This window comes from Sphingorhabdus profundilacus, assembly GCF_009769755.1.
Lineage (GTDB): Bacteria > Pseudomonadota > Alphaproteobacteria > Sphingomonadales > Sphingomonadaceae > Sphingorhabdus_B > Sphingorhabdus_B profundilacus.
In genome coordinates this window covers 1,206,675-1,231,302 of record NZ_SDWJ01000001.1, presented here as the reverse complement: position 1 = coordinate 1,231,302, position 24,628 = coordinate 1,206,675, and the positions used below count along the sequence as shown (strand labels likewise).

At 55.0% G+C, this 24,628-nt stretch carries 16 protein-coding genes and 1 tRNA gene; 12 read left to right on the top strand and 5 right to left on the bottom strand.

The genetic code is table 11. The features are described from left to right. Window positions 1-160 precede the first annotated feature (160 nt). The 8 genes from EUU23_RS05700 to EUU23_RS05665 are packed head-to-tail and all read left to right on the top strand — an operon-like array spanning window position 161 to window position 11,968. Complete coding sequence (locus EUU23_RS05700) at window positions 161-2,875, top strand: nitrate/nitrite transporter (RefSeq protein ID WP_160353087.1); 2,715 nt, start codon at window positions 161-163, stop codon at window positions 2,873-2,875. A gap of 13 nt (window positions 2,876-2,888) precedes the next feature. Beyond that, window positions 2,889-6,626, top strand: coding sequence for a nitrate reductase subunit alpha (locus tag EUU23_RS05695; protein ID WP_160353086.1), 3,738 nt, complete (start codon window positions 2,889-2,891; stop codon window positions 6,624-6,626). Next, window positions 6,623-8,161 (top strand): nitrate reductase subunit beta, encoded by a 1,539-nt coding sequence (gene narH / locus EUU23_RS05690; RefSeq protein ID WP_160353085.1) that lies wholly within the window; start codon window positions 6,623-6,625, stop codon window positions 8,159-8,161. Before EUU23_RS05695 ends, narH begins: the two co-directional genes overlap by 4 nt. Then, window positions 8,161-8,853 (top strand): nitrate reductase molybdenum cofactor assembly chaperone, encoded by a 693-nt coding sequence (gene narJ / locus EUU23_RS05685; RefSeq protein ID WP_160353084.1) that lies wholly within the window; start codon window positions 8,161-8,163, stop codon window positions 8,851-8,853. The genes narH and narJ overlap by 1 nt, the downstream gene beginning before the upstream one ends. Window positions 8,854-8,855: 2 nt before the next feature. After that, window positions 8,856-9,614 (top strand): respiratory nitrate reductase subunit gamma, encoded by a 759-nt coding sequence (gene narI / locus EUU23_RS05680; protein WP_218939508.1) that lies wholly within the window; start codon window positions 8,856-8,858, stop codon window positions 9,612-9,614. Then, entirely contained in the window at window positions 9,607-10,419 is an 813-nt protein-coding gene (locus EUU23_RS05675) for a peptidylprolyl isomerase (protein ID WP_160353083.1), read from the top strand. Before narI ends, EUU23_RS05675 begins: the two co-directional genes overlap by 8 nt. Before the next feature lie 2 nt (window positions 10,420-10,421). Beyond that, window positions 10,422-11,429 carry a GTP 3',8-cyclase MoaA gene (gene moaA / locus EUU23_RS05670; RefSeq protein ID WP_160353567.1) on the top strand — a complete coding sequence of 336 codons (1,008 nt, stop codon included), beginning with the start codon at window positions 10,422-10,424 and terminating at the stop codon, window positions 11,427-11,429. Between the two features lie 2 nt (window positions 11,430-11,431). Then, window positions 11,432-11,968 carry a molybdenum cofactor synthesis domain-containing protein gene (locus EUU23_RS05665; protein WP_160353082.1) on the top strand — a complete coding sequence of 179 codons (537 nt, stop codon included), beginning with the start codon at window positions 11,432-11,434 and terminating at the stop codon, window positions 11,966-11,968. A 601-nt stretch (window positions 11,969-12,569) separates the two neighbouring features. Here EUU23_RS05665 and EUU23_RS05660 read toward each other — a convergent pair. Both EUU23_RS05660 and EUU23_RS05655 read right to left on the bottom strand, forming a co-directional pair. Then, window positions 12,570-13,055, bottom strand: a complete 486-nt coding sequence (locus EUU23_RS05660; RefSeq protein WP_160353081.1) for a hypothetical protein — start codon at window positions 13,053-13,055, stop codon at window positions 12,570-12,572. A 353-nt stretch (window positions 13,056-13,408) separates the two neighbouring features. Continuing rightward, a tRNA-Gln gene (locus tag EUU23_RS05655) sits at window positions 13,409-13,482 on the bottom strand. Between the two features lie 170 nt (window positions 13,483-13,652). On the opposite strand from EUU23_RS05655, the gene EUU23_RS05650 reads away from it, so the two are divergent. Continuing rightward, the gene (locus EUU23_RS05650; RefSeq protein ID WP_246156126.1) at window positions 13,653-14,876 is read left to right on the top strand and encodes a Ppx/GppA phosphatase family protein; all 1,224 of its coding nucleotides are present in this window, start codon (window positions 13,653-13,655) and stop codon (window positions 14,874-14,876) included. A gap of 2 nt (window positions 14,877-14,878) precedes the next feature. Continuing rightward, complete coding sequence (locus tag EUU23_RS05645) at window positions 14,879-15,565, top strand: RlmE family RNA methyltransferase (protein ID WP_160353080.1); 687 nt, start codon at window positions 14,879-14,881, stop codon at window positions 15,563-15,565. Between the two features lie 22 nt (window positions 15,566-15,587). Here EUU23_RS05645 and EUU23_RS05640 read toward each other — a convergent pair whose 3' ends face one another. From EUU23_RS05640 to EUU23_RS05630, 3 genes are all read right to left on the bottom strand, one after another. Then, on the bottom strand, window positions 15,588-16,412 hold the full coding sequence (locus EUU23_RS05640) for a DsbA family protein (RefSeq protein ID WP_160353079.1): 825 nt from the start codon (window positions 16,410-16,412) through the stop codon (window positions 15,588-15,590). A gap of 97 nt (window positions 16,413-16,509) precedes the next feature. After that, on the bottom strand, window positions 16,510-17,847 hold the full coding sequence (locus tag EUU23_RS05635) for a M48 family metalloprotease (RefSeq protein WP_246156123.1): 1,338 nt from the start codon (window positions 17,845-17,847) through the stop codon (window positions 16,510-16,512). Between the two features lie 172 nt (window positions 17,848-18,019). Then, entirely contained in the window at window positions 18,020-20,644 is a 2,625-nt protein-coding gene (locus EUU23_RS05630; protein ID WP_160353077.1) for an Rne/Rng family ribonuclease, read from the bottom strand. A 440-nt stretch (window positions 20,645-21,084) separates the two neighbouring features. Between EUU23_RS05630 and EUU23_RS05625 the strand changes: the two genes are divergently transcribed. Both EUU23_RS05625 and EUU23_RS05620 read left to right on the top strand, forming a co-directional pair. Beyond that, window positions 21,085-22,011: an N-acetylmuramoyl-L-alanine amidase family protein gene (locus tag EUU23_RS05625; protein WP_160353076.1), complete on the top strand. Its 927-nt coding sequence runs from the start codon at window positions 21,085-21,087 to the stop codon at window positions 22,009-22,011. Between the two features lie 69 nt (window positions 22,012-22,080). Then, entirely contained in the window at window positions 22,081-24,600 is a 2,520-nt protein-coding gene (locus EUU23_RS05620; RefSeq protein WP_160353075.1) for a penicillin-binding protein 1A, read from the top strand. The last annotated feature ends 28 nt before the right edge of the window (window positions 24,601-24,628 follow it).

Below are 24,628 nucleotides of genomic sequence, written 5' to 3'. Positions count from 1 at the left end.
CAATCATTCAAATGATGCATAATGCGGCGAGCCATGACGCTCGTTATCCCAAACCGAGTTTGAACATTTTCCGCCAATCATATTGATCCATGTCAACAAACGGCACAGCTAGAACCGTCATCGAAGAACCAGATTATTCTCTCCGCACAAGGGGCAGGTCATGGTTTCATCAACGGTCACGCCGCAACAACAGCAAGGCGCCCTTTGGCTCAGTACAACCGCTTTCACGGTTTGCTTTGCCGTCTGGACTATTTTCGCCATAATCGGGATCGAGATCAAGGCTGAGTTGGGGCTCAGCGATACCCAGTTCGGCCTTCTCGTCGGCACACCGATTCTGACGGGCTCGCTGATTCGGGTTTTCTTAGGGATATGGGCGGATCAATATGGCGGGCGGCTTGTTTTTCCGCTGACAATGCTGGCCTCGGCCGCGTCGACTTTACTTCTTTCTTATGCTGACACCTACGTCATGATGCTGTTCGCCGCTTTGGGGCTTGGGCTTGCAGGCGGCGGATTTGCGGTTGGTGTCGCCTATGTTTCCAAATGGTTTCCGCAAGAAAAGCAGGGAACAGCGCTTGGCTTTTTCGGTATGGGGAACGTTGGCGCGGCGGTTACCAAATTTGCAGCGCCTATAGTGATGGTGGCTATGGGGTGGACTGCAGTCGCACAAATATGGGCTGCAGTGCTCGCCGTTATGGCTGTGATCTTCTTCATATTTGCAAAAGACGACCCTGACTTTGCCGCGCGTAAGCTGAGCGGTACGAAACCAAAATCACTCACCGAGCAACTCGAACCGCTCCGTCACCAGCAGGTCTGGCGTTTTTCCCTCTATTATTTCTTTGTCTTTGGCGCCTTTGTTGCGCTCGCTTTATGGCTGCCCAAATATTTGATCGAGGTCTATGATCTCGATGTGAAGGTCGCAGGCATGCTGGCCGCCACTTTTTCGCTCTCGGCCAGCCTGTTCCGCGCTTATGGCGGGATGCTTTCGGACAAATTTGGTGCGCGCAAGGTCATGTATGCGACCTTTGGCATGTCGATGATCTGCCTGTTCATGCTCAGCTATCCATCAACCGACTATGTTATTCACGGGGTGAAGGGAGACATCGCCTTTTCCACATCCATGGGGCTGGTGCCTTTCGTCCTGACGGTGTTTGTGCTCGGCTTTTTCATGTCGCTCGGCAAAGCTGCGGTCTACAAGCATATTCCGGTTTACTACCCCGATCATGTTGGCGCTGTAGGCGGCATGGTGGGGATGGTGGGCGGACTGGGCGGCTTCATCCTCCCCATTATTTTCGGCGTTGTCAGCGACCTGACCAATATCTGGACCAGCTGCTTCATGGTGCTGTTCGCACTGGTAGTAGTCGCGCTCGGCTGGATGCACACCGCGATCCGTCAGATGGAACAGAAAGCGAGCGGCATCGACGCCCGCAGCTTACCGCAATTCCCCGAAATGGCCGAACTGCACGATGCTGCCAAGCATGCGCCAAGCGATGGCATGCTGATCAAAGAGTGGAAGCCCGAAGATACCGCGTTTTGGGAAACAACAGGCGAAAGGATCGCGCGGCGCAATCTGTACATCTCGATCCCCGCTTTACTGCTGGCTTTTTCGGTTTGGATGGTCTGGTCAATTGTGGTCGCCAAGCTACCGCTGATCGGGTTTGAATATACCACGGACCAGCTCTTCTGGCTCGCAGCCTTGCCGGGTCTCTCCGGCGCGACATTCCGTATATTCTACAGCTTCATGGTGCCGATATTTGGTGGACGCCTATGGACGACTCTGAGCACGGCATCCTTGCTCATTCCGGCTTTCGGAATTGGCTACGCCGTGCAGAATACAGAAACGCCCTACATCATCTTCCTGGTGCTTGCGCTGCTTTGCGGCTTTGGCGGCGGCAATTTCGCGTCGTCGATGTCGAACATCAGCTTCTTCTTTCCAAAGGCGCAAAAAGGCAATGCGATGGCGCTAAATGCCGGGCTCGGCAATCTGGGCGTGTCAGTGATGCAATTCATCATTCCTCTGGTGATTACTGCGAGCGTTTTTGGTGCATTGGGTGGCGATCCGCTTCCAAACAAAGAAGGCGGCGAGTTGTGGCTACAAAATGCAGGCTTCATCTGGGTGCCGTTTATCATTGCCTCTTCGCTGCTTGCGTGGATCGGGATGAACGACATTGCCGATGCGAAGGCAAGCTTTGCCGAACAGGCCGTCATCTTTCAGCGCAAGCATAACTGGCTGATGTGCTGGCTTTACACCGGAACGTTCGGTTCGTTCATCGGATTCTCCGCTGGCCTGCCGTTGCTTGCCAAGCACCAGTTCCCCGATGTCGATGTGCTGAAGTTCGTTTTCCTCGGACCTCTGGTGGGTGCGATTAGCCGCGCTGCCACGGGATGGGTTTCGGATCGCTGGGGCGGTGGCCGCGTAACCTTTTGGGTGTTCATCTTCATGATGATCGGCGTCGTCGGCGTGATGTATTTCCTGCAAGCCGCCAGTTGGTGGGGTTTCCTCGGCATGTTCATTTTCATGTTTTTTGTCACCGGCGTCGGCAATGCCTCCACCTTCCAGATGATCCCCAGCATCATGCGCAGCGAAATTCCGCGTCTGATGCCCGAACTTGGCAAGCCCGAACAAGTGCGGCAGGCGGAAACGGAATCGGCGGCGATTGTCGGCTTCACCTCGGCCATTGCTGCGTATGGCGCTTTCTTCATTCCGAAAAGCTTTGGTAGCGCCATTGCCGCGACCGGATCGCCTATGGCCGCGCTCATCGGGTTCTCTCTCTTCTACGCCAGCTGCGCCGTGCTGACATGGTTTGTATACACACGGCCGGGCGGGCTCCTCCACGCAATCGAACGCACGCCAAAATCCACATTAGCCACCGCTTGAAAGGGTTAAGACCATGAGCCAACTTCTCGACCGATTGACCTTCTTCAACCGTAATCGTGAGACATTCTCCGACGGCCACGGCGTCACCAATAGTGAGGCGCGCGATTGGGAGGATGGCTATCGCAAACGCTGGCAGCATGACAAGATCGTGCGCTCGACCCACGGGGTGAACTGCACCGGCAGCTGTTCGTGGAAGATTTACGTCAAGGGCGGGATCATCACCTGGGAAACGCAGCAAACCGATTATCCCCGCACGCGGCCTGAGCTGCCTAACCATGAACCGCGCGGTTGCCCGCGCGGCGCAAGCTACAGCTGGTATATTTATTCGGCCCAGCGGCTGAAATATCCACTGATCCGCTCGCGCCTCGTCCGTCTGTGGCGCGAAGCACGTAAGTCGATGACTCCGGTCGCAGCTTGGGCATCGATTGTTGAGGATGATGCCAAGCGGAAGAGCTACACGTCGATCCGCGGCCATGGAGGCTTTGTTCGCGCGCGCTGGGATGAGGTCACGGAAATAATCGCCGCCGCCAATGCGTACACTGCTCGGAAATATGGACCGGACCGGATTATCGGATTCTCTCCTATCCCCGCTATGTCGATGGTCAGCTATGCTGCCGGCTCGCGCTATTTATCGCTGATCGGCGGCACCTGCATGTCGTTCTACGACTGGTATTGCGACTTGCCGCCGGCCAGCCCGATGACATGGGGCGAACAGACTGACGTCCCCGAAAGCGCCGACTGGTATAATGCCGGTTTCCTGATGATGTGGGGATCGAACGTCCCGCAGACACGCACGCCCGACGCGCATTTCATGACCGAAGCGCGCTATCGCGGAGCAAAGGTTGCGGTCGTTTCGCCTGATTATGCGGAGGCGACGAAGTTTGCGGATATTTGGCTCAACCCCAAACAAGGGACTGACGCCGCGCTCGCAATGGCGATTGGCCATGTCATCCTTCGTGAATATCACCTTGACCGGCAGGTGGAATATTTTGAGAATTATTGCCGCCGTTATAGCGATTTCCCGATGCTCGTCCGGCTGGTTGAAAAGGATGGGGCCTATATCCCCGAACGACTATTGCGCGCGTCTGACGTAAAGGGCGATCTGGGCGAGCGTAATAATCCCGAATGGAAAACCGTCGCTTTTGATGATGCCAATGGGAAGCTCGTGGCACCTTTGGGTTCAGCTGGTTTTCGCTGGGGTCAGGAAGGCAAGTGGAACCTCGAGGAGAAGGACGGACAAGGCGCAGATGTAAAGCTGCGAATGACCGCCATTCTGGACGCAGACCGCGACGATGTGGTTGATGTTGCCTTCCCCTATTTTGGCAATCGTGAACATGACCATTTCAAAGGAACCGACCATCCTGATGTTTTGAAGCGCCGTGTGCCGGTGCGTCAGATTGATACCAAGGAAGGCAAAGCGTTTGTAGCCACGGTGTTTGATCTGTTTTGCGCCAATTACGGTCTGGATCGCGGATTGGGCGGCGATCATGTCAGCAAAAACTATGCGGATAATGAGCCTTATACACCTGCTTGGGCGGAGAAAATTACTGGTGTTCCCGCTGAACAAATCATCACCGTTGCCCGTGAATTTGCAACCAACGCTGAAAAAACCAAAGGCAAGTCGATGGTCATTTTGGGGGCTGGATTAAACCATTGGTACCATATGGACATGAACTACCGCGGCATTATCAACATGTTGGTGATGTGCGGGTGTGTCGGCCAGTCGGGCGGTGGCTGGTCACATTATGTAGGGCAGGAAAAGCTGCGTCCGCAAACCGGCTGGGCACCGCTCGCCTTTGGACTCGACTGGGTTCGCCCGCCGCGTCAGATGAACTCGACCAGTTTCTTCTACGCGCATAGCGACCAGTGGCGGTACGAAACGCTAGATGTTGATGAAATCCTGTCGCCGACGGCGCCTGACGGAGATTGGTCGGGTTCGCTCATTGATTACAATGTCCGCGCCGAACGCATGGGCTGGTTACCCAGCTCGCCTCAGCTGAAGTCTAACCCGCTGGATATTACCAAGGCGGCGAAAGCCGTTGGGATGGAGCCCAAGGATTATGTCGTTTCGGCGCTCCAATCGGGCGACCTTGAAATGTCATGCAATGACCCCGACGACCCAGCGAACTGGCCGCGTAACATGTTTGTCTGGCGTTCAAATTTGCTCGGATCTTCGGGTAAAGGCCACGAATATTTCCTCAAACATTTGCTGGGTACGCAGCATGGCGTTCAGGGCAAGGATCTTGGTGAAACCGGCGCGCAGAAGCCAGTTGAAGTCGTCTGGCATGAAGATGCACCGCAAGGCAAACTCGACCTGCTGGTCACTCTCGATTTCCGCATGTCGACAACATGTGTCTATTCCGACATCGTTCTACCGACTGCAAGCTGGTACGAAAAGGATGACTTGAACACATCGGATATGCACCCGTTCATCCACCCACTATCGGCTGCGATTGATCCGGTTTGGGAGTCCAAGTCCGATTGGGATATCTATAGAGAAATTGCGAAGAAATTCTCCGAGGTCGCCCCGGAAGTCCTGGGTGTCGAAGAGGACGTAGTGCTGACGCCAATCCTGCATGATACGCCGGGTGAAATCGCGCAGCCATTTGATGTCGCCGACTGGGGCAAGGGCGAAGTGTTGCCATTACCAGGCAAGACGATGGCGAATATTGCGGTCGTTACCCGCGATTACCCCAATGTATACAAACGTTTTACCGCTCTTGGTCCGCTCATGGAAATGATCGGCAATGGCGGTAAAGGTATCGCTTGGAATACCGAACCCGAGGTCGAACTGCTTCGCCGTTTAAACGGAGAGGTGCGCGAAGAAGGAACCTCAAAAGGCATGGCAAAAATCGAGACCGCCATCGATGCCTGTGAGGTTATCCTGAGCTTGGCGCCTGAAACCAATGGTGAGGTCGCGGTAAAGGCATGGGCTGCCTTGTCCAAGAATACCGGCCGCGACCACACGCATCTTGCCCGTCCTAAGGAGGAAGAAAAAATTCGCTTCCGTGACGTACAGGCACAACCGCGCAAGATCATATCGTCACCCACATGGTCCGGCATCGAAAGTGAGCATGTTTGCTATAATGCGGGGCACACCAATGTCCACGAGTTGATCCCTTGGCGGACACTGACGGGACGGCAACAGCTCTATCAGGATCATAAATGGATGCGCGCCTTTGGCGAGGGTTTCTGCGTCTACCGCCCACCGATCGACACAAAGGCCGTAAAGCCGATGCTCGACCGGGCGAAAGACGCGCCGCATGTGATCCTGAACTTCATCACGCCGCACCAGAAATGGGGCATCCATTCCACATACACCGACAATCAACTGATGCTAACGCTGTCACGCGGTGGCCCGATTGTTTGGATGTCAGAGACCGACGCAGCCAAGGCAGGGCTGGTCGACAATGACTGGGTGGAGGCGTTCAATTCGAACGGCGCATTAGTCGCTCGTGTCGTCGTTTCGCAACGCATGAAAGACGGCACGCTCTTCATGTATCACGCACAGGAAAAGATCGTGAACGTCCCAGGGTCCCCGCTCACAGGCCAGCGTGGCGGCATTCATAACAGCGTCACACGCGCGGTACTGAAACCCACGCACATGATCGGTGGTTACGTCCAGCAGAGCTACGGCTTCAATTACTACGGAACAGTCGGTTCCAACCGCGACGAATATGTCATCGTCCGCAAGCTTGAAAAGGTCGACTGGCTCGAAGGGCCGATGACCGCACTGGAGGCAACCCAATGAAAGTCCGCGCGCAAATCGGCAAGGTCTTGAACCTTGATAAATGTATCGGCTGCCACACCTGCTCGGTCACTTGCAAGAATGTATGGACCAGCCGCGAAGGCATGGAATATGCGTGGTTCAATAATGTCGAAACCAAACCGGGCATCGGCTATCCCAAGGATTGGGAGAACCAGAAGCGCTGGAATGGCGGCTGGGATGTCAAAGGTGGACGATTAAAGCCCAGAATGGGTGGTAAATGGCGACTGTTGTCAAAGATTTTCGCTAATCCCGACCTGCCAGAAATCGACGATTATTACGAACCCTTCACCTTCGATTATTCCCACCTTCAAGAAGCGAAGGAGAGCAAGGCTTTTCCGACGGCACGTCCACGCTCGCTAATTACGGGCAAACGGATGGAGAAAATCAACTGGGGCCCCAACTGGGAAGAAATCCTGGGCGGAGAGTTTTCCAAACGGTCTAAAGACTATAATTTCGAAGGCGTACAGAAGGAGATATACGGTCAGTTCGAAAACACCTTCATGATGTATCTGCCAAGGCTGTGCGAACATTGCCTCAACCCCACCTGCGTCGCAGCTTGTCCTTCGGGGTCGATCTACAAGCGCGAGGAAGACGGCATTGTCTTGATCGATCAGGAAAAATGCCGTGGCTGGCGGATGTGCGTGTCGGGCTGCCCCTACAAGAAAATCTATTATAACTGGAAATCGGGCAAGTCGGAAAAGTGCATCTTCTGCTATCCGCGCATAGAGGCAGGGCAACCGACCGTCTGTTCGGAAACCTGTGTCGGGCGCATCCGTTATTTGGGAGTCATGCTCTATGATGCCGACCGGATCGAAGAGGCCGCTTCGGCGGAAAATGTTGAGGATTTGTATCAGGCACAGCTCGACATCTTCCTTGACCCCAATGATCCGGCAGTCATCGAACAAGCACGCAAAGATGGTGTTCCCGAAAATTGGCTGGAGTCTGCGCGCCGCTCGCCGATATGGAAAATGGCGATGGAATGGAAAATTGCGTTCCCGCTCCATCCCGAATATCGGACCTTGCCAATGGTCTGGTACGTGCCGCCATTGTCGCCGATAAGTTCGGCCGCCAATGCCGGGCAAATTTCGGTCAACAACAATATGCCCGATGTTCGGTCATTGCGCATTCCGCTCAAATATCTTGCGAACCTGCTGACGGCAGGTGATGAGGAGCCAATTGCGCTTTGCCTTGAACGCATGCTCGCCATGCGCGGTTATATGCGATCCAAAACTGTCGAGGGCGTGATTGATGAGAGCATCGCCACTGCCGTCGGCCTTACCGGTTCGCAGATCGAAAACATGTATCACGTCATGGCAATTGCTAATTACGAGGACCGCTTCGTCATCCCAACGGGCCACCGCGAAGATGCCGAAGATATGTTCGAAGAGCGCGGTGACTGCGGCTTTTCCTTCGGCAATGGCTGTTCGAGCGGCGAAACGAAAACCAACATATTTGGTGGCCCTACCCGCAAGAAACTGCAAACTCCAACGTCACATATAACTGGGGAGATGTTCTGATGAGCATGATAACCTTGCGCGCGCTGTCTGCGCTGTTGCACTATCCTGATGAAAATCTGCGCGCTGCGGTTCCCGACATTCGGGCGACCTTGCTGGTAGAACGTATCGTCAGCGAAAAGCAGATGCTTCGTTTGGATCCGCTATTGTTCAGACTCTCGGGCGGTGACCTAATCGCGCTTCAAGAGCATTACGTCGAGCTTTTCGATCGGGGCCGAACACACAGCCTGCATCTGTTTGAATATGTCCACGGCGAAAGCCGTGACCGCGGCCAAGCGATGGTTGACCTTCGAGAGCGTTACATAGAAGCCGGGCTTGATCCGGCAACAAATGAACTGCCCGACTATTTGCCATTGTTTCTCGAATATTGTTCGACACTGCCACGCAGCACGGCTTTGACAGAGCTTGCGGAGGCGGGAACGATTATTGCGACTTTGGCGGAACGGTTGGAGTCGCGTGGGACCGACTATGCCGGTCTGCTTGGGGTATTGCGTGACCTGTCCGGCGACCAGAGTGTTCCGGCAGAAGCCTTGACACCTGTCGATGACCCAAATGATTTAGAAGCGTTGGATGCAGCATGGGAGGAAGAGGAAATAACTTTTGGCGCAATGGCACCTGCCGCCCCCTTAGCAGAACCCGCCTGTCCGATTTCAAATCGGCAAATTTTGGCAATGCAGCTGGAACAAGGAGCATGATTATGTCCGTAACCCCTAATGCCTCCCCGGCCGGGCATGAAGCCCTCGGGTCAATCCCAATCGAGCTTTGGATAAACACCTTTTTGTTTGGCATTCTTCCATATATCGCACTTGCAGTAATGGTCGTCGGGTCGATCATTCGTTATGATCGAGAGCCATATACATGGCGTACTGGATCAAGCCAATTGCTCCGCCGCAGGCAGCTCATGTGGGGCTCGGTGCTATTCCACGGCGGCGTTTTGTTCCTATTGATGGGTCACTTTGTCGGCTTGCTGACACCGCACAGCATATATCAGCATGTCATTTCAGCTGAGAACAAACAGCTGGTGGCCATAATTGCTGGCTCACTTGCAGGCGCAGTATGCCTCACAGGGTTGATATTGCTAATGCATCGCCGTTTCTTCGATGCGCGGATCAGGCAGACATCTACCATCAACGATAATGCGGTCCTGATCATATTGTTTGTGCAGTTGATGCTTGGTTTGGCCACTGTCCCATTTTCGCTGGCGCATGGCGACGCAGAAGTCATGCTAAGACTTTCCGCTTGGGCGCAGGGCATCTTCACGTTTCAGCCGGGCATAGCAAACTATGTTGCAGGGCTAGATTGGCCATATCAGGTCCATCTTGTGCTTGGGATGCTGATATTCTTAATTTTCCCATTCACTCGTCTTGTTCACATGCTGTCGGTGCCCATCCGCTACGTCTGGCGGCCTGGATATCAGATCGTGCGTTCGCGTAAGCTGGGAGCGGGTCATGGTTGACGTTCTTGATCACTCGCCCGTAATCGTAAACGGCAGGGAAATCAGCGCAGCGATGATTGCTGCCGAGGTGCAAAACCACCCTGCCACCGATGCAGTCGAAGCGTGGGCAGCTGCTGCGCGGGCACTCGTTTTGCGGCAGCTCCTTCTTGACGAGGCCGACCGGCTCGACATTGTCAGCGACGAGCTGACCGATGCCGAGGGACGAACGCTTGCCGAAGAAGATGCGAGGATTGAGGCATTGCTTGAACAGGAGGTGCAATGTCCGGCGGCCGACGAAGCGGTGACACGCCGGTTCTATGATCAGCATTTGGATCGGTTTACCTCGCCAACTTTGGTTGAGGCAGAACATATACTGTTTGCTGCATCGCCCGATGATGCCCTTGCTTACGGTCTTGCGACTGGTGATGCCCGGACAACCATCCGCGCGTTGCAAGCCGCACCAGAGAGTTTTGCGGTGCTGGCGCAAAAGCATTCGGCATGTCCTTCAAAGGAGCAGGGCGGCAATCTTGGACAAATTGGTCCCGGCCAGACTGTTAAGGAATTCGAGGACGTGCTGTTGAAGTTACCAGCAGGTGCGTTGCACCCCGAACCGGTTAAGACGCGTTTCGGTGTCCATGTGATCCGCGCCGGGCGGCGGGTTGAGGGGCAGCAATTGCCGTTCGATCTCGTGCACGAAAAGATTGCCCAATATCTGGAGGAAGCGAGCTTCCGACGCGCTGTTTCCCAATATCTGTCGATATTGGCATCGGCGGCCAAAATAGAAGGCGTTGAAATCAGCGGTGCGGACGGGCCACTGGTCCAGTGACGATGGTTTTAACGTCCAACCCAGCTGGACCCGAACTGACCGACCTCCACGGCCGCCGGTTTGAATATCTGAGGTTGTCGCTCACCGATGTTTGCAACTTCCGGTGCAGCTATTGTCTGCCTGATGGATATCGTAAAACAAAGGGTGCACCAACCCATCTTTCAGTCGACGAAATCCGCAGGCTGGTTGGCGGTTTTGCCACGCTTGGACTTTGGAAAATTCGTCTAACGGGCGGCGAGCCGACGCTGCGGACGGAGTTTCTTGAAATTGCTAAAGCCGTCTCTGGCATCGAAGGTATTCGGCAGATCGCAATCACGACCAACGGTTACCGGCTTGAGGCGCGTGCGCAGCATTATGCCGATCATGGTATCAGCGCGATCAATATCAGCATGGATTCGCTGAAGCCTGAGAAATTTCACGCCATCACTGGTCATGACCGACTCGCTGAAATTTTGAGTGGAATCGATGCATGCAAAGCGGCTGGAATAGCATCAATCAAACTGAATTCAGTGCTGCTCAAAGGATTGAACGATGACGAACTGGACGATTTCATCGCGTTTGTGGTGGAGCACGACCTTACATTGCGATTCATTGAAGTAATGCGGACGAACGATAATCCGGGATATTTTATCGAGCATCACTTACCCGGCAGTTTTGTCAGCGACCGGTTGAAATCTTCCGGCTGGCTGCGTCAATCGCGACAGGCCGGTGCCGGGCCAGCGATTGAATACGCAAACCCAACGGGTCCCGGCCGGATAGGCATCATTGCCCCTTATTCCAAAGACTTTTGTGCCAGTTGTAATCGGTTGAGAGTGTCCGCGACGGGTAAGTTGCACCTTTGCCTGTTTGGCGATGGCGGCGTCGACTTGAAGCCGTGGTTGCAAGATGATGCGCAGAAGGAAGAACTGATCGCCCGATTGCAAAAGCTGGTAGCCGGAAAAGCACCTGCGCATTTGCTGCATCAGGGCAATAGCGGTGCCACCCCGCACCTTGCATCCATAGGGGGATAATCATGGCCGGAATTGACGAAAATCTGACTTTTTACCCGCTCGGTATTGCGGTACTGACGATCTCGGACACGCGTGACGAGGAGACAGATACGTCCGGCGCGTTGCTCGTCGAGCGACTGACAAGCGCCGGACATATATTGATCGAGCGAGCGATTGTTCGCGACGATATCGAGGCGATTCAAAAGAGTTTACGGCAGTGGATAACCGATGAGAAAATCGAGATCATTCTGACAACCGGAGGCACAGGGTTTTCTCCGCGCGATAACACGCCCGAGGCTGTGAAGCCGTTACTGCGCCGCGAAATGGACGGCTTTGCTATCGCCTTCCAGCAAAAGAGCCTAGGAACTGTTGGCGTCGCCGCAATGCAATCACGCGCTTTTGCTGGGCAGGCAGGCGACAGTTTCATTTTTTGCGTGCCGGGATCGACCGGAGCTTGTCGTGATGCATGGGATGGGCTGTTGGAACTTGAACTCGACAGCAGACATAAACCTTGCTCGATAGCCGGCGCTCTGCCGCGGTTGCGTGACATTTGTTCATGATTGATTTTGGAATTTTGACGGACGTTTAAATCATCATCAGTGTCTTGATCTTCCGTCGATTCCTATAAGGTACATTGACCTGCTGGGCTTGTTCAACCGCATTTTGAATAGCCGCAGCTTAAGCATTTATTACACCCTTCCTCGCGGATCATGCCGACACAACCACATTGCAGACAAATAGGACCGCCGCTTCCGAATATTGGTTCTTTCTCTTCAGGTGGAGGTGCATTTGGCAGGTCAATGGATTGCACCGAAGCTCTTTGACCAGGAAACCATGGCTTTCATTCGAATGGCTATCGAATGCAGAGGTTAACGGCCGGCCGAATTGGGTCATCGGAAAATGTTTTGAATGACCGGTGGTGGACGCAAAGAGGCCATTCCGCAGCACGCTATAAGGCTTAAGCTCCTGCAATAGACCGCATCACTGCGGCCTGTACAACACTTAAGGTGCTAGCCCAGTGCTTGCCTGAAGAAAAATCACGCCCGCATCGTTCCCAAATATAAGATTTAAATTATTGAAAAATATAATATAATTTAAGAATTAGAGTCGATGACTCCAGCATTGCAAATATGGGAAGGGTCAGGTACCCCACTTCTCCTGCTAAGGCAGCGGCCCCAACGCAAGGGATAACAGTTGCAAATCACGGGGCGACAATCGGTCTGTTACGACCTCCGGTTTGAGCTTCCGTATCTCATTTACATATCGAATTTCGTGCGGTGATAGCCATCGTTCAGCGGCATGATCATCATGGGGGACTTCTCGAATAATACGCATCTGGGATGGCGTCGCATTGGCAAGGCCGAGAGGCATGTCCGGATGGCGAAGATCGCTTAATAAAGCATAATGATTGGTCCCGTCATCTTCAACCGATGACGAAATCTCAGGACACCGCTGCTTCAGCACCAATTTAAAGAACGCCTCAGGGTTTAAATCCAGCACAATCGCGATGTCTTTTATACGCTTAACCGGGATTGGTATTCGACCATTTGCCATATGACTCAATACCGCAGCCTGTTTATAGTTTAACTGCTTTGCGATTGTTCGAAGGCTAGTTTTGTTTTTTACTTTGGCTGTGTTTATCGCCAACTGTAGAGCAAGGGCGGCGTCTGTGTCCGCATGAGGGAATGGGTTATCTTTGACCGCGGGTATCACGTTTGTCTCCACTCTAATGTGAATCTTCAAAACGGTATTTCAACAACGCATGGATACCGAATACACTTGTGTGATGACGAACACGGCCCGTAGTCGGCAGGAATACCCAGTCATTTGCGTGGTCGTTTTAGTCTCGACGGGCATTGGCCCATGTTGCATGGAGCTGCCGGAACCCAGCGTAAAAGGAGGGAAACCCACGGAAATGCGTGATACTTTCACGTAAAGCAGCCACCGCGATTTGGCAGCTATTCTGACAATAATAATTGAAATAAATCAGTAATTTATTCTGGTTCCCCGGTAAGGATTCGAACCTCAATAGACGGAGTCAGAGTCCGTAGTCTTACCGTTAGACGACCGGGGAGCAGTGGGCGGGCCTATATGCCTGTGTCGGGGGGCGGTCAAGTCGCTGAATCGGTGGTATTGCGGCGGGTTTGCAAAAATCTTGATATTTTAACCTGTTCGTCGTAGCACTGGCGTCAGGTACCGGCGGCATATCCGATCCGGATAGAATATAAGAAGAGAGTTACGGCCATGGGCGAACATATCGCACCATCGCCGCAAAAGGGACGTGGGCGTAAAAACAAGAAGACGCCCCGTCGCAAAAAAGCGGCACCAATGGCTGCTAACGGGCAGCCGGCTTCGGCCAATGGCGCGTCGCGTTCTGCTGTCCGGTTAGCGCCTAATGGCGATTCCAGACAGGAACGTGGCGGCGAATCCAAAGCTGAAAATTCCGCAAACGCGGCGCGGCCCAACGCGCAATCCGCCCGGCGGAGCTGGTTTGAGCGCACAGCCTATGCCGCGCTTGATCTTGGCACCAATAATTGCCGGTTACTCATTGCCAAGGCCGGCGGGGATGATTTCACTGTGGTGGACGCTTTTTCCCGCGTCGTGCGGTTGGGTGAGGGGCTCACATCAACCGGGCGCATGAGCGACGAGGCGATGGACCGTGCGGTGGAAGCCCTGTCTGTCTGCGCCGACAAGCTGAAAAAGCGCAATGTTGTTCTCGCGCGGTCGGTCGCGACCGAGGCGTGCCGCCAAGCCGTCAACGGTGCCCAATTTATCGAACGGGTAAAGCGTGAGACGGGCATCCATCTCGATATCATCAGCCCGAAAGAAGAAGCGCGGCTTGCGGTAATGGGCTGCCATGCCTTGTTAGAGGCGGGCGAGGGGCCTGCGTTGATATTTGATATCGGCGGCGGTTCGACCGAACTGGTTTTGGTGTCGACCAATGGCGTGGTTCCCGAAATAATTGATTGGGTGAGCGTACCCTGGGGCGTAGTGTCCCTGACCGAGAGCGAACGCCAGGACGCCGAAGATGCGGAAAGCCTTGCCGACACCTATAAAGCCATGCGCGACAAGGTTTCGGCAAGCTTTACCGAATTTGCGGCACGCCTGCCAAAGGATGGCGGCGATCATCGGTTGCTTGGCACATCGGGGACAGTTACAACCTTGGCCAGCGTTTACCTGAAACTGCCCAGCTATGATCGCCGTGCCGTCGACGGGCTGCATTTGCCCACGGAGAAAATGCGCGAAATCAGCCGCGAGCTTGCCCGCCGATCAATCAAGGGCAGGGCGGAATTCCCGACGATTGGCCATGAACGCGCCGATCTTGTCGTCGCCGGATGCGCCATTCTGGAATCTATATTTGATATCTGGCCGGGCGAACGTTTGGGCGTTGCTGACCGGGGCATTCGTGAAGGTATTTTACGCGCCCTTATGGCAAGCGACGCAAAACGTCGCAACCGGCGGAACTGAATATGGCAGATAATCTTTTTGGCGGGAAAAATTCGGGGCGCAGCCTTGCCGGGCGGCAAAAGGTAAAAACCGCCAAGCGTCGTTCTATGCAATCCACGCGTTGGCTTGAGCGGCAATTGAACGATCCCTATGTCCGCCGCGCGCATTCCGAAGGATATCGGAGCCGGGCGGCATATAAGCTGGTCGAGCTGGATGAGAAATTTCATATATTGCGCGGTAAAAAGTCCGTACTCGATCTTGGCGTTGCGCCGGGCGGGTGGGCGCAGGTTGTCCGGCGGCAAAACCCCAAAGCAAGCGTCGTCGGCATTGATCTATTGCCTGTAGAGCCGCTCGAGGGCGTTATCCTGTTCGAAATGGATTTCATGGATGACGCCGCGCCCGGCCGGTTGATTGAAGCGTTGGGCGACGCCCCGGATCTGATCCTGTCGGATATGGCCGCCAACACCGTTGGCCATAAGCAAACCGATCATTTACGCACAATGGGCCTTGTCGAAGCAGCGGTGGATTTTGCGGTCAATGTCTTGAAACCCGGTGGAGATTTCGTTGCAAAAGTATTTGCGGGCGGAACCGACCCTGCGTTGCTATCCATATTGAAAAGCAGTTTTACCACCGTTAAACACGCAAAACCTCCGGCCAGCCGGAAGGGGTCGGTTGAATGGTATGTCATCGCGCAAGGCAAAAAGGGTTAGGCCCTGACCCTGATCGAGGTGCTCAACCTTGGTCACGCGCCTTTTTTACCGCTGCTTTCAAGGCTTCGTACCCCAATGCGCCCTCCAAAATCTGGTCGCCGATTATAAAGGTGGGGGTCCCGTTAAATCCGACCTGCTGCATGATCGACAGATTGCTCTCAATCTCTCTTTTGGCCTGCGCGGATGCGACGAAATTTTCGGCCGCCGACAGGTTCAGCCCCGCCTTGGACGCGGCGGCACGGATACGTTGCGCGTTTGGTGGCCCTGCTGCAAACATGGCGTCATGAAATGCCTGATGCTTCCCCTGACGTGCGGCGGCAAGGGCCCAGGCTGCGGCCTCACGGCTTGCAGGTGAAAGGATCGGAAGCTCGCGATATATAAGACGGATTTGCGGGTCGTCGGTCAGCAGGCGCTTTACATCGGCAACACTGGCTCGGCAAAATCCGCAGCTATAATCAGTGAATTCGACGATGGTGATATCGCCTTTCGGGTTTCCTGACTCTGCACCGGGGAAGGGGGTGGCGATTTCCTTTTGGACCGATGTCAGCCGCTTTGCCGTTTCACGCTGTTGCAAGATTTCTACAGCTTCGGTGATGATTTCCGGATTATCCAATATATAGGCGCGAACCAGCGCCTCGGTTGCCTTGCGCTGTGCGTCCGACATACCGGCGGCGGCGACTGCTGCATCGGCGGCGGTCGATGCCTGCCGGGCATTTTGGCCGACCTGACCATTATCGGCCTCCGGCGAATGCTGCCAGAATATATAGGCACCGGCCAATGCAAGCGCAGCCAACGCCAAGGCAGTGAGGTAAATTGGAATTCGGCTATTTTGGGCGATATCGTTCATGGCTTTGCGCTTATAAGGTAAATCGGGGAGATGCCAGTCATTTGGATAGTGGCGCTTTAGGTCCTGACCCCGGGTTTCTATCCCGGAGTGAAGCCCCCTAACGCCGTCGTTTTTTCAACTGCGCCAATTGTGCCTCTGCCACCATGCTAATATCCTGCGCTCTGATCCAGTCGGGGGTATATTCAGTCAGGCCGGCCATTGCGGTTTGGGCGTTGGGCAGGGCGAATTGCGGGGCACCCTCCATGAGATAGCGTTCCGCACTGGCCAGCGCTGCGCGGGATGTGTCGCCTTTTTGGGCGTAGACAACGCCCAGCTGATACCAGGCGAACGGGTTCTGATTATCTTTTGCCACCGCCGCTTTCAAAACTGTGGCGGCTTCATCGAGATTTGCCTTGTCTTCTGTGGCGACAAGCGCGTGGCCAAATATTGCCGCAATCAGCGGCTGGCTGCCGGTCAGTTCGACAGCTTTGCGTAAAGGTTGGACAGCATCCACCGGCTTGCCCGATTCAAGCAATATCTGGCCATGAAGTTCAAGGAAATACGGGTCGTCAGGCGCAGCCGCCACCAATGCGGAGGATTCTTCCAGCGCTTTTTGTGGATAGGCCCCTTTATGCCAGGCATAGGCGCGTGCATAACGGGCAGGGATGCTTTTGTCCGTTTCGGGGTAATCCCGCATTGTTTCGGTAGGGTCCGCCAGAAAACCCGTTAATTTCGCCTTGATGCGTTTGAAATCCGTTTCCCATTTCTGGTTCAAGGGTTTGTCCCAAGCCGGATCGGCAGAATAGGTATCTTCAAGAACCGATATGCGTTCGCCCGACAAGGGGTGCGTTCGGCCATAGCTGTCCTCTTGCGGAATCCCGAGGCGAAATTCGTAATTTTGCAAGGTTTTGAAAAAGTTGATCGATCCCCTCCCGGTGATACCTGCCGCGGAGAGATATCGTGCGCCAGACGCATCGGCTGTACCTTCCTGAGCGCGGCTGAACGCGAGGAATTTGCCCAATGCGGCTTGCTGACCGGCGGCCATAATGCCCATGCCCGCTTCACCTGCACCCGCAGCGATCGCCGCCGCCGCCAATATCAGTGTTGCAATACTGATCCCGTTGGCGGCCCCAACGCCCTCGGAAAAGCGGATGACGTGGCCGCCTTCGATATGGCCCAGTTCGTGGGCGATGACGCCCTGTACTTCATTTGCGGACTTCGCTGCTTCGATCAGGCCGCTATGCACGTAAACGATCTGGCCACCGGCGACAAAAGCATTGATCGACGAATCATTTATCAAAACAATATCGACATTGGCGGGTTCAAGTCCGGCTGCCCTTATCAAGGGTGCGGAAATTTCTTCGAAAAAGGCCTCGGTTTCTGCGTCCCTCAAAATCGATTGCGCCATTGCAGGTTGCACAGTCAACGATAACGCCAGCACATATGCAATAAGCATCCGAAGACATTTGGAGGAAGATAGAGCCATGATCAGGGTTGTGCCGCTAACTAAGTGAACAGGCAATGAAGAAACGGTAGGTGATCCCGCCATGCACGTGAAAAGAAAACCCCGCCAGTCGGAACGGGCGGGGTTTTCTAAACATGCCTTGACGGCCTAGCGTATCAAGGCGTCAACCGAAAGTGCGTTGCCACCAACCGGTGCGCGCAGGGCCGTCATTTTCGGCTGGCTGTTCTGTAACGGCTTCATCCTTGACCGCCTTTGCCGGGGCTTTTTTGCGGCCCGGCTTGGGCTTTGCCACAGGCGCTTCTTCAGCCACCGGTTCAGGCGCAGGCGCAGGTGCCGCTTTGGCATCGGTATTGGCTGCTTTGGCCCTGCTGCGCTTTTTGGGCGCCGGCTTTTCTTCCGAGGGTGCAGCGGTTTCGGCTGTATCCGTCACAGCCACGATCTCGGCTTCGGCTTTTGGCTTTGCACGGCTGCGGCGTTTGGGCTTTTCTGCGGCTGGTTCATCGGCAACCGGCGCAGGGGCGGGCTGTTCTTCCGCTTTGTTATCGGTCGCTGATACCGTTTCCACACCAGCGTCCGACATATCCGCGTCGGTCCGGCCGCGTCCGCGTCCACCCCGACGTCCCCGGCGGGCCTTGGGTTTTGCGTCATCAGAAGATGCGACCGTCGCGTCTGCCGGTGTTTCGGCATTGTCTTCGCGGGGTTCGTCCGCCTGATCGGTTTGTCCATCGGCATTTTCGCCCCGTTCATCCCGCTCACGTGATTTACCGCCACGGCGACCACGACGCCGTTTGCGCCGACGTCCTTCGCCACCCTCGCTATCGTCCCGTGGACGATCCTCACGAGCGCGGCGCGGTTCATTTGCCTCTTCTTCTTCGGCGTCGAAATCGTCGATTTCTTCGTCGAAATCATCCTCTTCAATGTCGATGATCGGGGGCAAGGCAATCGGCGCCTCGGGGCGCGGGCCTGAGCTGCTTACGGCCAGCTTGGCACCTTCGGTCTCTCCATTAGGAACAATCAGCACGCGGACATGATAGCGTTCTTCGATATCTGCCAACTCGCCGCGTTTGTTGTTCAGGCAATAGATGGTGGCTTCCTGGCTCGCCTGTAGCACGATCTGGTTGCCATTGCCCTTCGCCGCTTCCTCTTCAATCAGGCGCAGGGCAGACAGCGCCGCCGAAGATGCAGTGCGGACAAGGCCCGTTCCTTCGCAATGCGGGCATTGGCGGGTCGATGCTTCCAAGACACCGGTACGCAAACGCTGGCGGCTCATTTCCATCAGGCCAAAGCCGGATATCCGTCCGACCTGAATGCGGGCCCGGTCGTGCTTGAGCGCCTCTTTCATGGCGCGCTCTACTTTGCGCGCGTTGCCATGATGCTCCATATCGATGAAGTCGATGACGACCAGACCAGCCATGTCGCGCAAGCGCAATTGACGGGCAATTTCGCGCGCGGCTTCGAGGTTGGTCGAAAGCGCGGTGGCTTCGATGCCATGTTCCTTGGTCGACCGGCCGGAGTTGATGTCGATCGACACCAGTGCTTCGGTCGGGTTGATCACGATATAGCCGCCCGATTTCAGCTGTACGATCGGTTGGTACATCGCGTTCAACTGGTCTTCGACATGGTAGCGCTGGAACAAAGGCACAGGGTCGGCATAATGCTGCACACGCTTGGCATGGCTTGGCATCAGCAGCTTCATGAAATCCTTGGCGGCTTTATACCCTTCCGGACCTTCGACGAAAACTTCCTCGATATCCTTGTTATATATATCGCGGATGGCACGCTTGATCAGGTCACTGTCGGTATGGATCAGCATCGGCGCAGCGCCGCGCAGCGTCCGCTCGCGGATTTCATCCCACAAACGCGCAAGATAATCGAAGTCGCGCTTGATTTCAGGCTTTGTGCGGGCAAGTCCTGCGGTGCGTATGATGCAACCCATGGTCGCGGGCAGGGTGAGGTCGGAAATGATCGACTTCAGGCGCTTGCGATCCGCCGCGCTGTGGATCTTGCGGCTGATGCCGCCGCCATGCGAGGTGTTGGGCATCAATACGCAATACCGGCCGGCAAGGCTGAGATAGGTGGTAAGCGCCGCACCTTTATTGCCACGCTCTTCCTTGACGACTTGCACCAACAACACCTGACGGCGGTGGATGACGTCCTGAATTTTGTAGCGGCGGCGCAGGTTCATGCGCTTGGCGCGGACTTCGTCGCTGGCCTTGGGCGCACGGCCTTCACCACCATTGCGGCCACCACGGCCACGACGACGGCGATTGTTGCGGGCGTTGGTTTCATCCCGGCCATTTTCGTCGTTAGAATCGCCGCCATTTTCGCTAAGGTCAGGCTCTTCGCCTTCGCTCATGTCGATAGTGTCGACGCTATCATCGCTGTCGATTTCGATGAAATCGGACACTTCATCTTCACGCTCTTCCGAGCCTTGCATAATATCGGAAGGCTCTTCGCTTTCCTCTTCTTCCTGTTCGCGAAGCGCGGCTTCTTCGGCAGCAGCTTCGGCCTCTTCAGCCAAAAGACGTTCGCGGTCTTCCTTGGGAATCTGGTAATAGTCAGGATGGATTTCTGCAAAAGCCAGGAATCCGTGGCGGTTGCCGCCATAGTCGACAAAGGCCGCCTGAAGCGACGGTTCGACGCGGGTTACTTTTGCGAGATAGATATTGCCTTTGAGCTGCTTGTGCTCGGCTGATTCAAAATCGAACTCCTCAATCCGGTTTCCTGTGACGACTGCGACCCGGGTTTCTTCCCGGTGACGCGCGTCGATTAGCATACGCGTGGTCATTGAAATTACTCCAGCAGGTGACCGTTCCGGTTGTCAGCCCTTGGCCGCCTGCTCTATTGTTGAAGCCCTGCCGCATGGGACGCAGTGCGTCGGCGGCGGCATGGCGATATGGTTGGTAAGAAAAAATTGCGTCTGCTGCTTGTGCATGGCGGGCGAATATCGCGCGCGCTTGATTTCCAGCCCATACGCCATACCCTTGAAGGGCGGCGGTGGCGGAAATATCATGCTTCATGCAGCGTCAACCTGTTAAATGGGCAGTAAATTATCTGCACCCGATAAGAGGGACAAAGATATATGAGCCCCATAAGGGCTAGCTAGCACCCGTTTGCAATATGGGCAAGGGAATGCGTAAAAAGCTGTGTCACTGACCACCTATTTACCTGAAACGGCCCGATTGAAGAAATTTCTGGACCGATTGGCAATCAAAAACGCATAAGGCGATGATGTTGTTACCGGCGATCATCGCTGCCTTTTCATGGACCATATTGCCCACGATCGCAGGGGCGATGCCTCATGCTGGTTCTGGCGAGGCAGTCATATTGGCGGCGGGCGCGACAACACCAAATTTGGCCAGTTATCGAACGAAAACAACCAGACGGCGTTATGAAGTAACTGCGCCGATAAAACCGGCAATCACCCGAAACCTTCCCAAAATCAGCGGCCCTGCCGACCGGACGCTTCCTTTGGTCGTGCTTGATGCCGGGCATGGCGGACATGACCCCGGTGCGATCAGTCCGCATGGGGGGAAATTTGAAAAAGACGTGACACTCGCAATAGCCAGGTCGATCCGCACGGAATTGCTGAAAACCGGACGGATCAGGGTGGCGTTGACCCGGGATTCGGACAAATTTCTGATATTGCAGGATCGTTATGGCATCGCGCGAAAAATGAAGGCGGATCTGTTTATTTCCATTCACGCCGATAGCGCCGAAAATCCTGAGGCCAGCGGTGGAACCGTATATACATTGTCGGAAGTCGCATCCGACAGGGAGGCGCAGCGAATGGCGGCGCGTGAAAACAAGTCCGACATCATCAATGGCATCAATCTGGGGACGGCGGATGCCAATGTGTCTTCCATCCTGATCGATCTGACCCAGCGCGAAACGATGAATGTGTCTGCGGATTTTGCCAAATTGCTGTTACGCGAATCGCGGCCCAATATGCGGATGCGGACAAATTCGCACCGCTTTGCCTCCTTCATTGTTTTAAAAGCGCCGGACATGCCGTCGGTGCTTTTTGAAACGGGGTATCTGAGCAATAAGGATGATGTCGATTTTCTGGGCTCTGATGCGGGACAAAAGAAGGTCGCGCAAAGTGTGGCGCGTGCGGTGCAGATCCATTTTGCCCGCCGGCTTGCGACAAAATAGAGGTAAATTCGCGATCCAGGGCAGGAACAATCTGGACCTTGGCGGCAAATCGGTTAGAGAGACGCGATAATGACAGGCGCAGTGACCCCACCTGAAGAATCCGCGAGCATCAGCTATAAGTTGAAACGTGATGTTGATGGATTTGTTGGCCGTTGGCAAATTTGGTGGCAACGAAAACGCTTTCGTTGGGCCATCTATGCGGTGGGCGCCCTGTTCCTGTTCCTGGCCCTGTTTTGGGTCGTTTTTGCTCGAAATCTGCCCGATGCAGACGCGCTTATCGAATATGAATCGCCACTGCCCACTGTTGTCCGCGATGTGAATGGTGAGCCATTTCAAAGCTATGCGCGCGAACGCCGGGTGCAATTGGAATATGCGGATTTCCCGCGCCTCCTGATCCGCGCCTATCTGGCGGCTGAAGACAAGACATTTTTCAGCCATGGCGGCATCGATTATCCCGGAATAGCATCGGCGGTATTTGCCAATATATTTAGCAGCGGCCGATCACGCGGGGCTTCGACGATTACCCAGCAAGTGGCCAAAAACCTGCTGCTGACCAATGAATATAGCTATACCCGCAAGGTGAAAGAGGCGATCCTTGCCAAGCGTATCGAAGGCGCGCTGACCAAGCCGCAAATCTTGTCGCTTTATCTCAATGAAATTGCGCTTGGGCGTCAGTCATTTGGTGTAGAGGCGGCGGCGCAAGCCTATTTTGGCAAAAGTGTGGACCAGCTTGTCCTGCACGAAATGGCGTTTCTGGCGATCCTTCCCAAGGCACCTGAACGCTATGGCCGGGCCAAAAACAAGGATGCTGCAATCAGTCGGCGCAACTGGGTATTGGGCGAAATGTTCGCCAATGGCTGGATCACTAGGGCACAGTTGACGCAGGCACGCGCCCAGCCGCTCGGCCTGATCGTCCAGCGCGGGACGGGGTATAAGAATATCGGCGGCTATTTCACCGAAGAGGTGCGCCGCCAATTGATCGAGAAATTTGGCGAAACTGATAAGGATGGGCCTTATAGCGTCTATGCAGGCGGGCTGTGGGTTCGCACATCGATGAATCCGGAATATCAAAAGCTGACGACGCAGGCGTTGCGCGACGGCCTTTTGCGGTACAATGCTGGCAAGGCGTGGAAGGCCAATATGGGTACAATTGATGTATCCGATGACAAATGGTCGTCACGCTTTGCATCCACCAACATCAGTATCGATTATTCCAATTGGCGGGCAGGGGTCGCGTTGGGCAAAAACCGTGTTGGTTTTGCCGATGGTACCATTGGGCTTCTGAACGGCGGTCCCGCGGCGATGAAGGCAGGCGATGTTATCGCGGTCGTTCCCAATGGCGGTGGCAGTTATTCGGTACGAACCGTCCCCGAAGTCGGCGGCGGGATGGTGGTACAAAACCCCTTAAATGGCCGGGTGCTTGCCATACAGGGCGGGTTTGACAACCGCATATCCAGTTTCAACCGCGCCACACAGGCGCAGCGTCAGCCCGGTTCGACCATCAAGCCCTTTGTTTATGCAACTGCGCTCGACAATGGCATGACGCCCACGTCCATCATTGTCGATGGTCCCTATTGTGTGTGGCAAGGTGCCTCGCTAGGCCAGAAATGTTTCCGGAACTTTAGCGGTAGCGGGGCAGGGCCGCAAACGATGCGTTGGGGTCTGGAACAGTCGCGAAACCTGATGACCGTGCGTGCGGCCGCGGATTCGGGCATGGACAATGTCACCGATACATTCCGGGCCATGGGCATTGGCGATTATCCCGATTATCTGGCCTATGCTTTGGGGGCAGGGGATACGACGGTGTTAAAGATGGTGAATGCCTATTCGATGCTGGTCAACCATGGCCGCGAATTGAAGCCTACATTGATCGACTTTGTCCAAAACCGGAAAGGGAAAGTCATCTTTCCGGACAAATGGAAGCCATGCCAACGCTGCCGCGCGAAAGATTGGGATGGGAAGCCCATGCCACGCTTTATCGCAACCGGTAAACAGGTGATGGACCCTATCACCGCCTATCAAACCGTCCACATGCTGGAAGGTGTGATCCAGCGCGGAACCGCGACGATCCTGCGTGATCTTGACCGCCCGCTTTTCGGCAAAACAGGAACAACGACCGGACCGACCAATGTCTGGTTTATCGGCGGATCACCCCATTTGGTCGCGGGGCTTTACCTGGGCTTTGACCAGCCACGCAATATGGGCGGCTATGCCCAGGGCGGATCACTCGCCGCCCCGGTGTTCAAGCAATTTGCCCGCACCGCGATGGCCGGCATGCCCAAAACACCTTTTGTCGCGCCCTATGGCACAAGGTTGGTCCGCATCGACCGCAAGAGTGGCAAGCGCGTCTATGGATCATGGCCCGGCGACGACCCCAAAAGCGCCGTAATCTGGGAGGCGTTCAAGGCCGAAACGGAACCCAAACGCTCGATCCGGCGCGAAGATATCGAAGCACGCGGCGACAAGCCAAAGAAAAAGACAACGGCTTCGTCCGACACGGGTTCCAACAGCGGCGGAACACCCCAAGGCCCAAGCGCAGGCACAAAACGCGATCAGGAGTTTATCCAGCAAGAAGGCGGGATTTATTAGGGATATGGACATTTCGCCAGGGCGCGCC

What these genes read in the sequence shown, in the direction of transcription:
- moaA (WP_160353567.1), top strand. Translation starts at nt 10,422, where the DNA reads ATGGTTTTAACGTCCAACCCAGCTGGACCCGAACTGACCGACCTCCAC.
- EUU23_RS05635 (WP_246156123.1), bottom strand. Translation starts at nt 17,847, where the DNA reads ATGCTTATTGCATATGTGCTGGCGTTATCGTTGACTGTGCAACCTGCA.
- EUU23_RS05695 (WP_160353086.1), top strand. Translation starts at nt 2,889, where the DNA reads ATGAGCCAACTTCTCGACCGATTGACCTTCTTCAACCGTAATCGTGAG.
- narH (WP_160353085.1), top strand. Translation starts at nt 6,623, where the DNA reads ATGAAAGTCCGCGCGCAAATCGGCAAGGTCTTGAACCTTGATAAATGT.
- EUU23_RS05640 (WP_160353079.1), bottom strand. Translation starts at nt 16,412, where the DNA reads ATGAACGATATCGCCCAAAATAGCCGAATTCCAATTTACCTCACTGCC.
- EUU23_RS05630 (WP_160353077.1), bottom strand. Translation starts at nt 20,644, where the DNA reads ATGACCACGCGTATGCTAATCGACGCGCGTCACCGGGAAGAAACCCGG.
- EUU23_RS05675 (WP_160353083.1), top strand. Translation starts at nt 9,607, where the DNA reads ATGGTTGACGTTCTTGATCACTCGCCCGTAATCGTAAACGGCAGGGAA.
- EUU23_RS05665 (WP_160353082.1), top strand. Translation starts at nt 11,432, where the DNA reads ATGGCCGGAATTGACGAAAATCTGACTTTTTACCCGCTCGGTATTGCG.
- narI (WP_218939508.1), top strand. Translation starts at nt 8,856, where the DNA reads ATGTCCGTAACCCCTAATGCCTCCCCGGCCGGGCATGAAGCCCTCGGG.
- EUU23_RS05620 (WP_160353075.1), top strand. Translation starts at nt 22,081, where the DNA reads ATGACAGGCGCAGTGACCCCACCTGAAGAATCCGCGAGCATCAGCTAT.
- EUU23_RS05645 (WP_160353080.1), top strand. Translation starts at nt 14,879, where the DNA reads ATGGCAGATAATCTTTTTGGCGGGAAAAATTCGGGGCGCAGCCTTGCC.
- narJ (WP_160353084.1), top strand. Translation starts at nt 8,161, where the DNA reads ATGAGCATGATAACCTTGCGCGCGCTGTCTGCGCTGTTGCACTATCCT.
- EUU23_RS05625 (WP_160353076.1), top strand. Translation starts at nt 21,085, where the DNA reads ATGATGTTGTTACCGGCGATCATCGCTGCCTTTTCATGGACCATATTG.
- EUU23_RS05650 (WP_246156126.1), top strand. Translation starts at nt 13,653, where the DNA reads ATGGGCGAACATATCGCACCATCGCCGCAAAAGGGACGTGGGCGTAAA.
- EUU23_RS05700 (WP_160353087.1), top strand. Translation starts at nt 161, where the DNA reads ATGGTTTCATCAACGGTCACGCCGCAACAACAGCAAGGCGCCCTTTGG.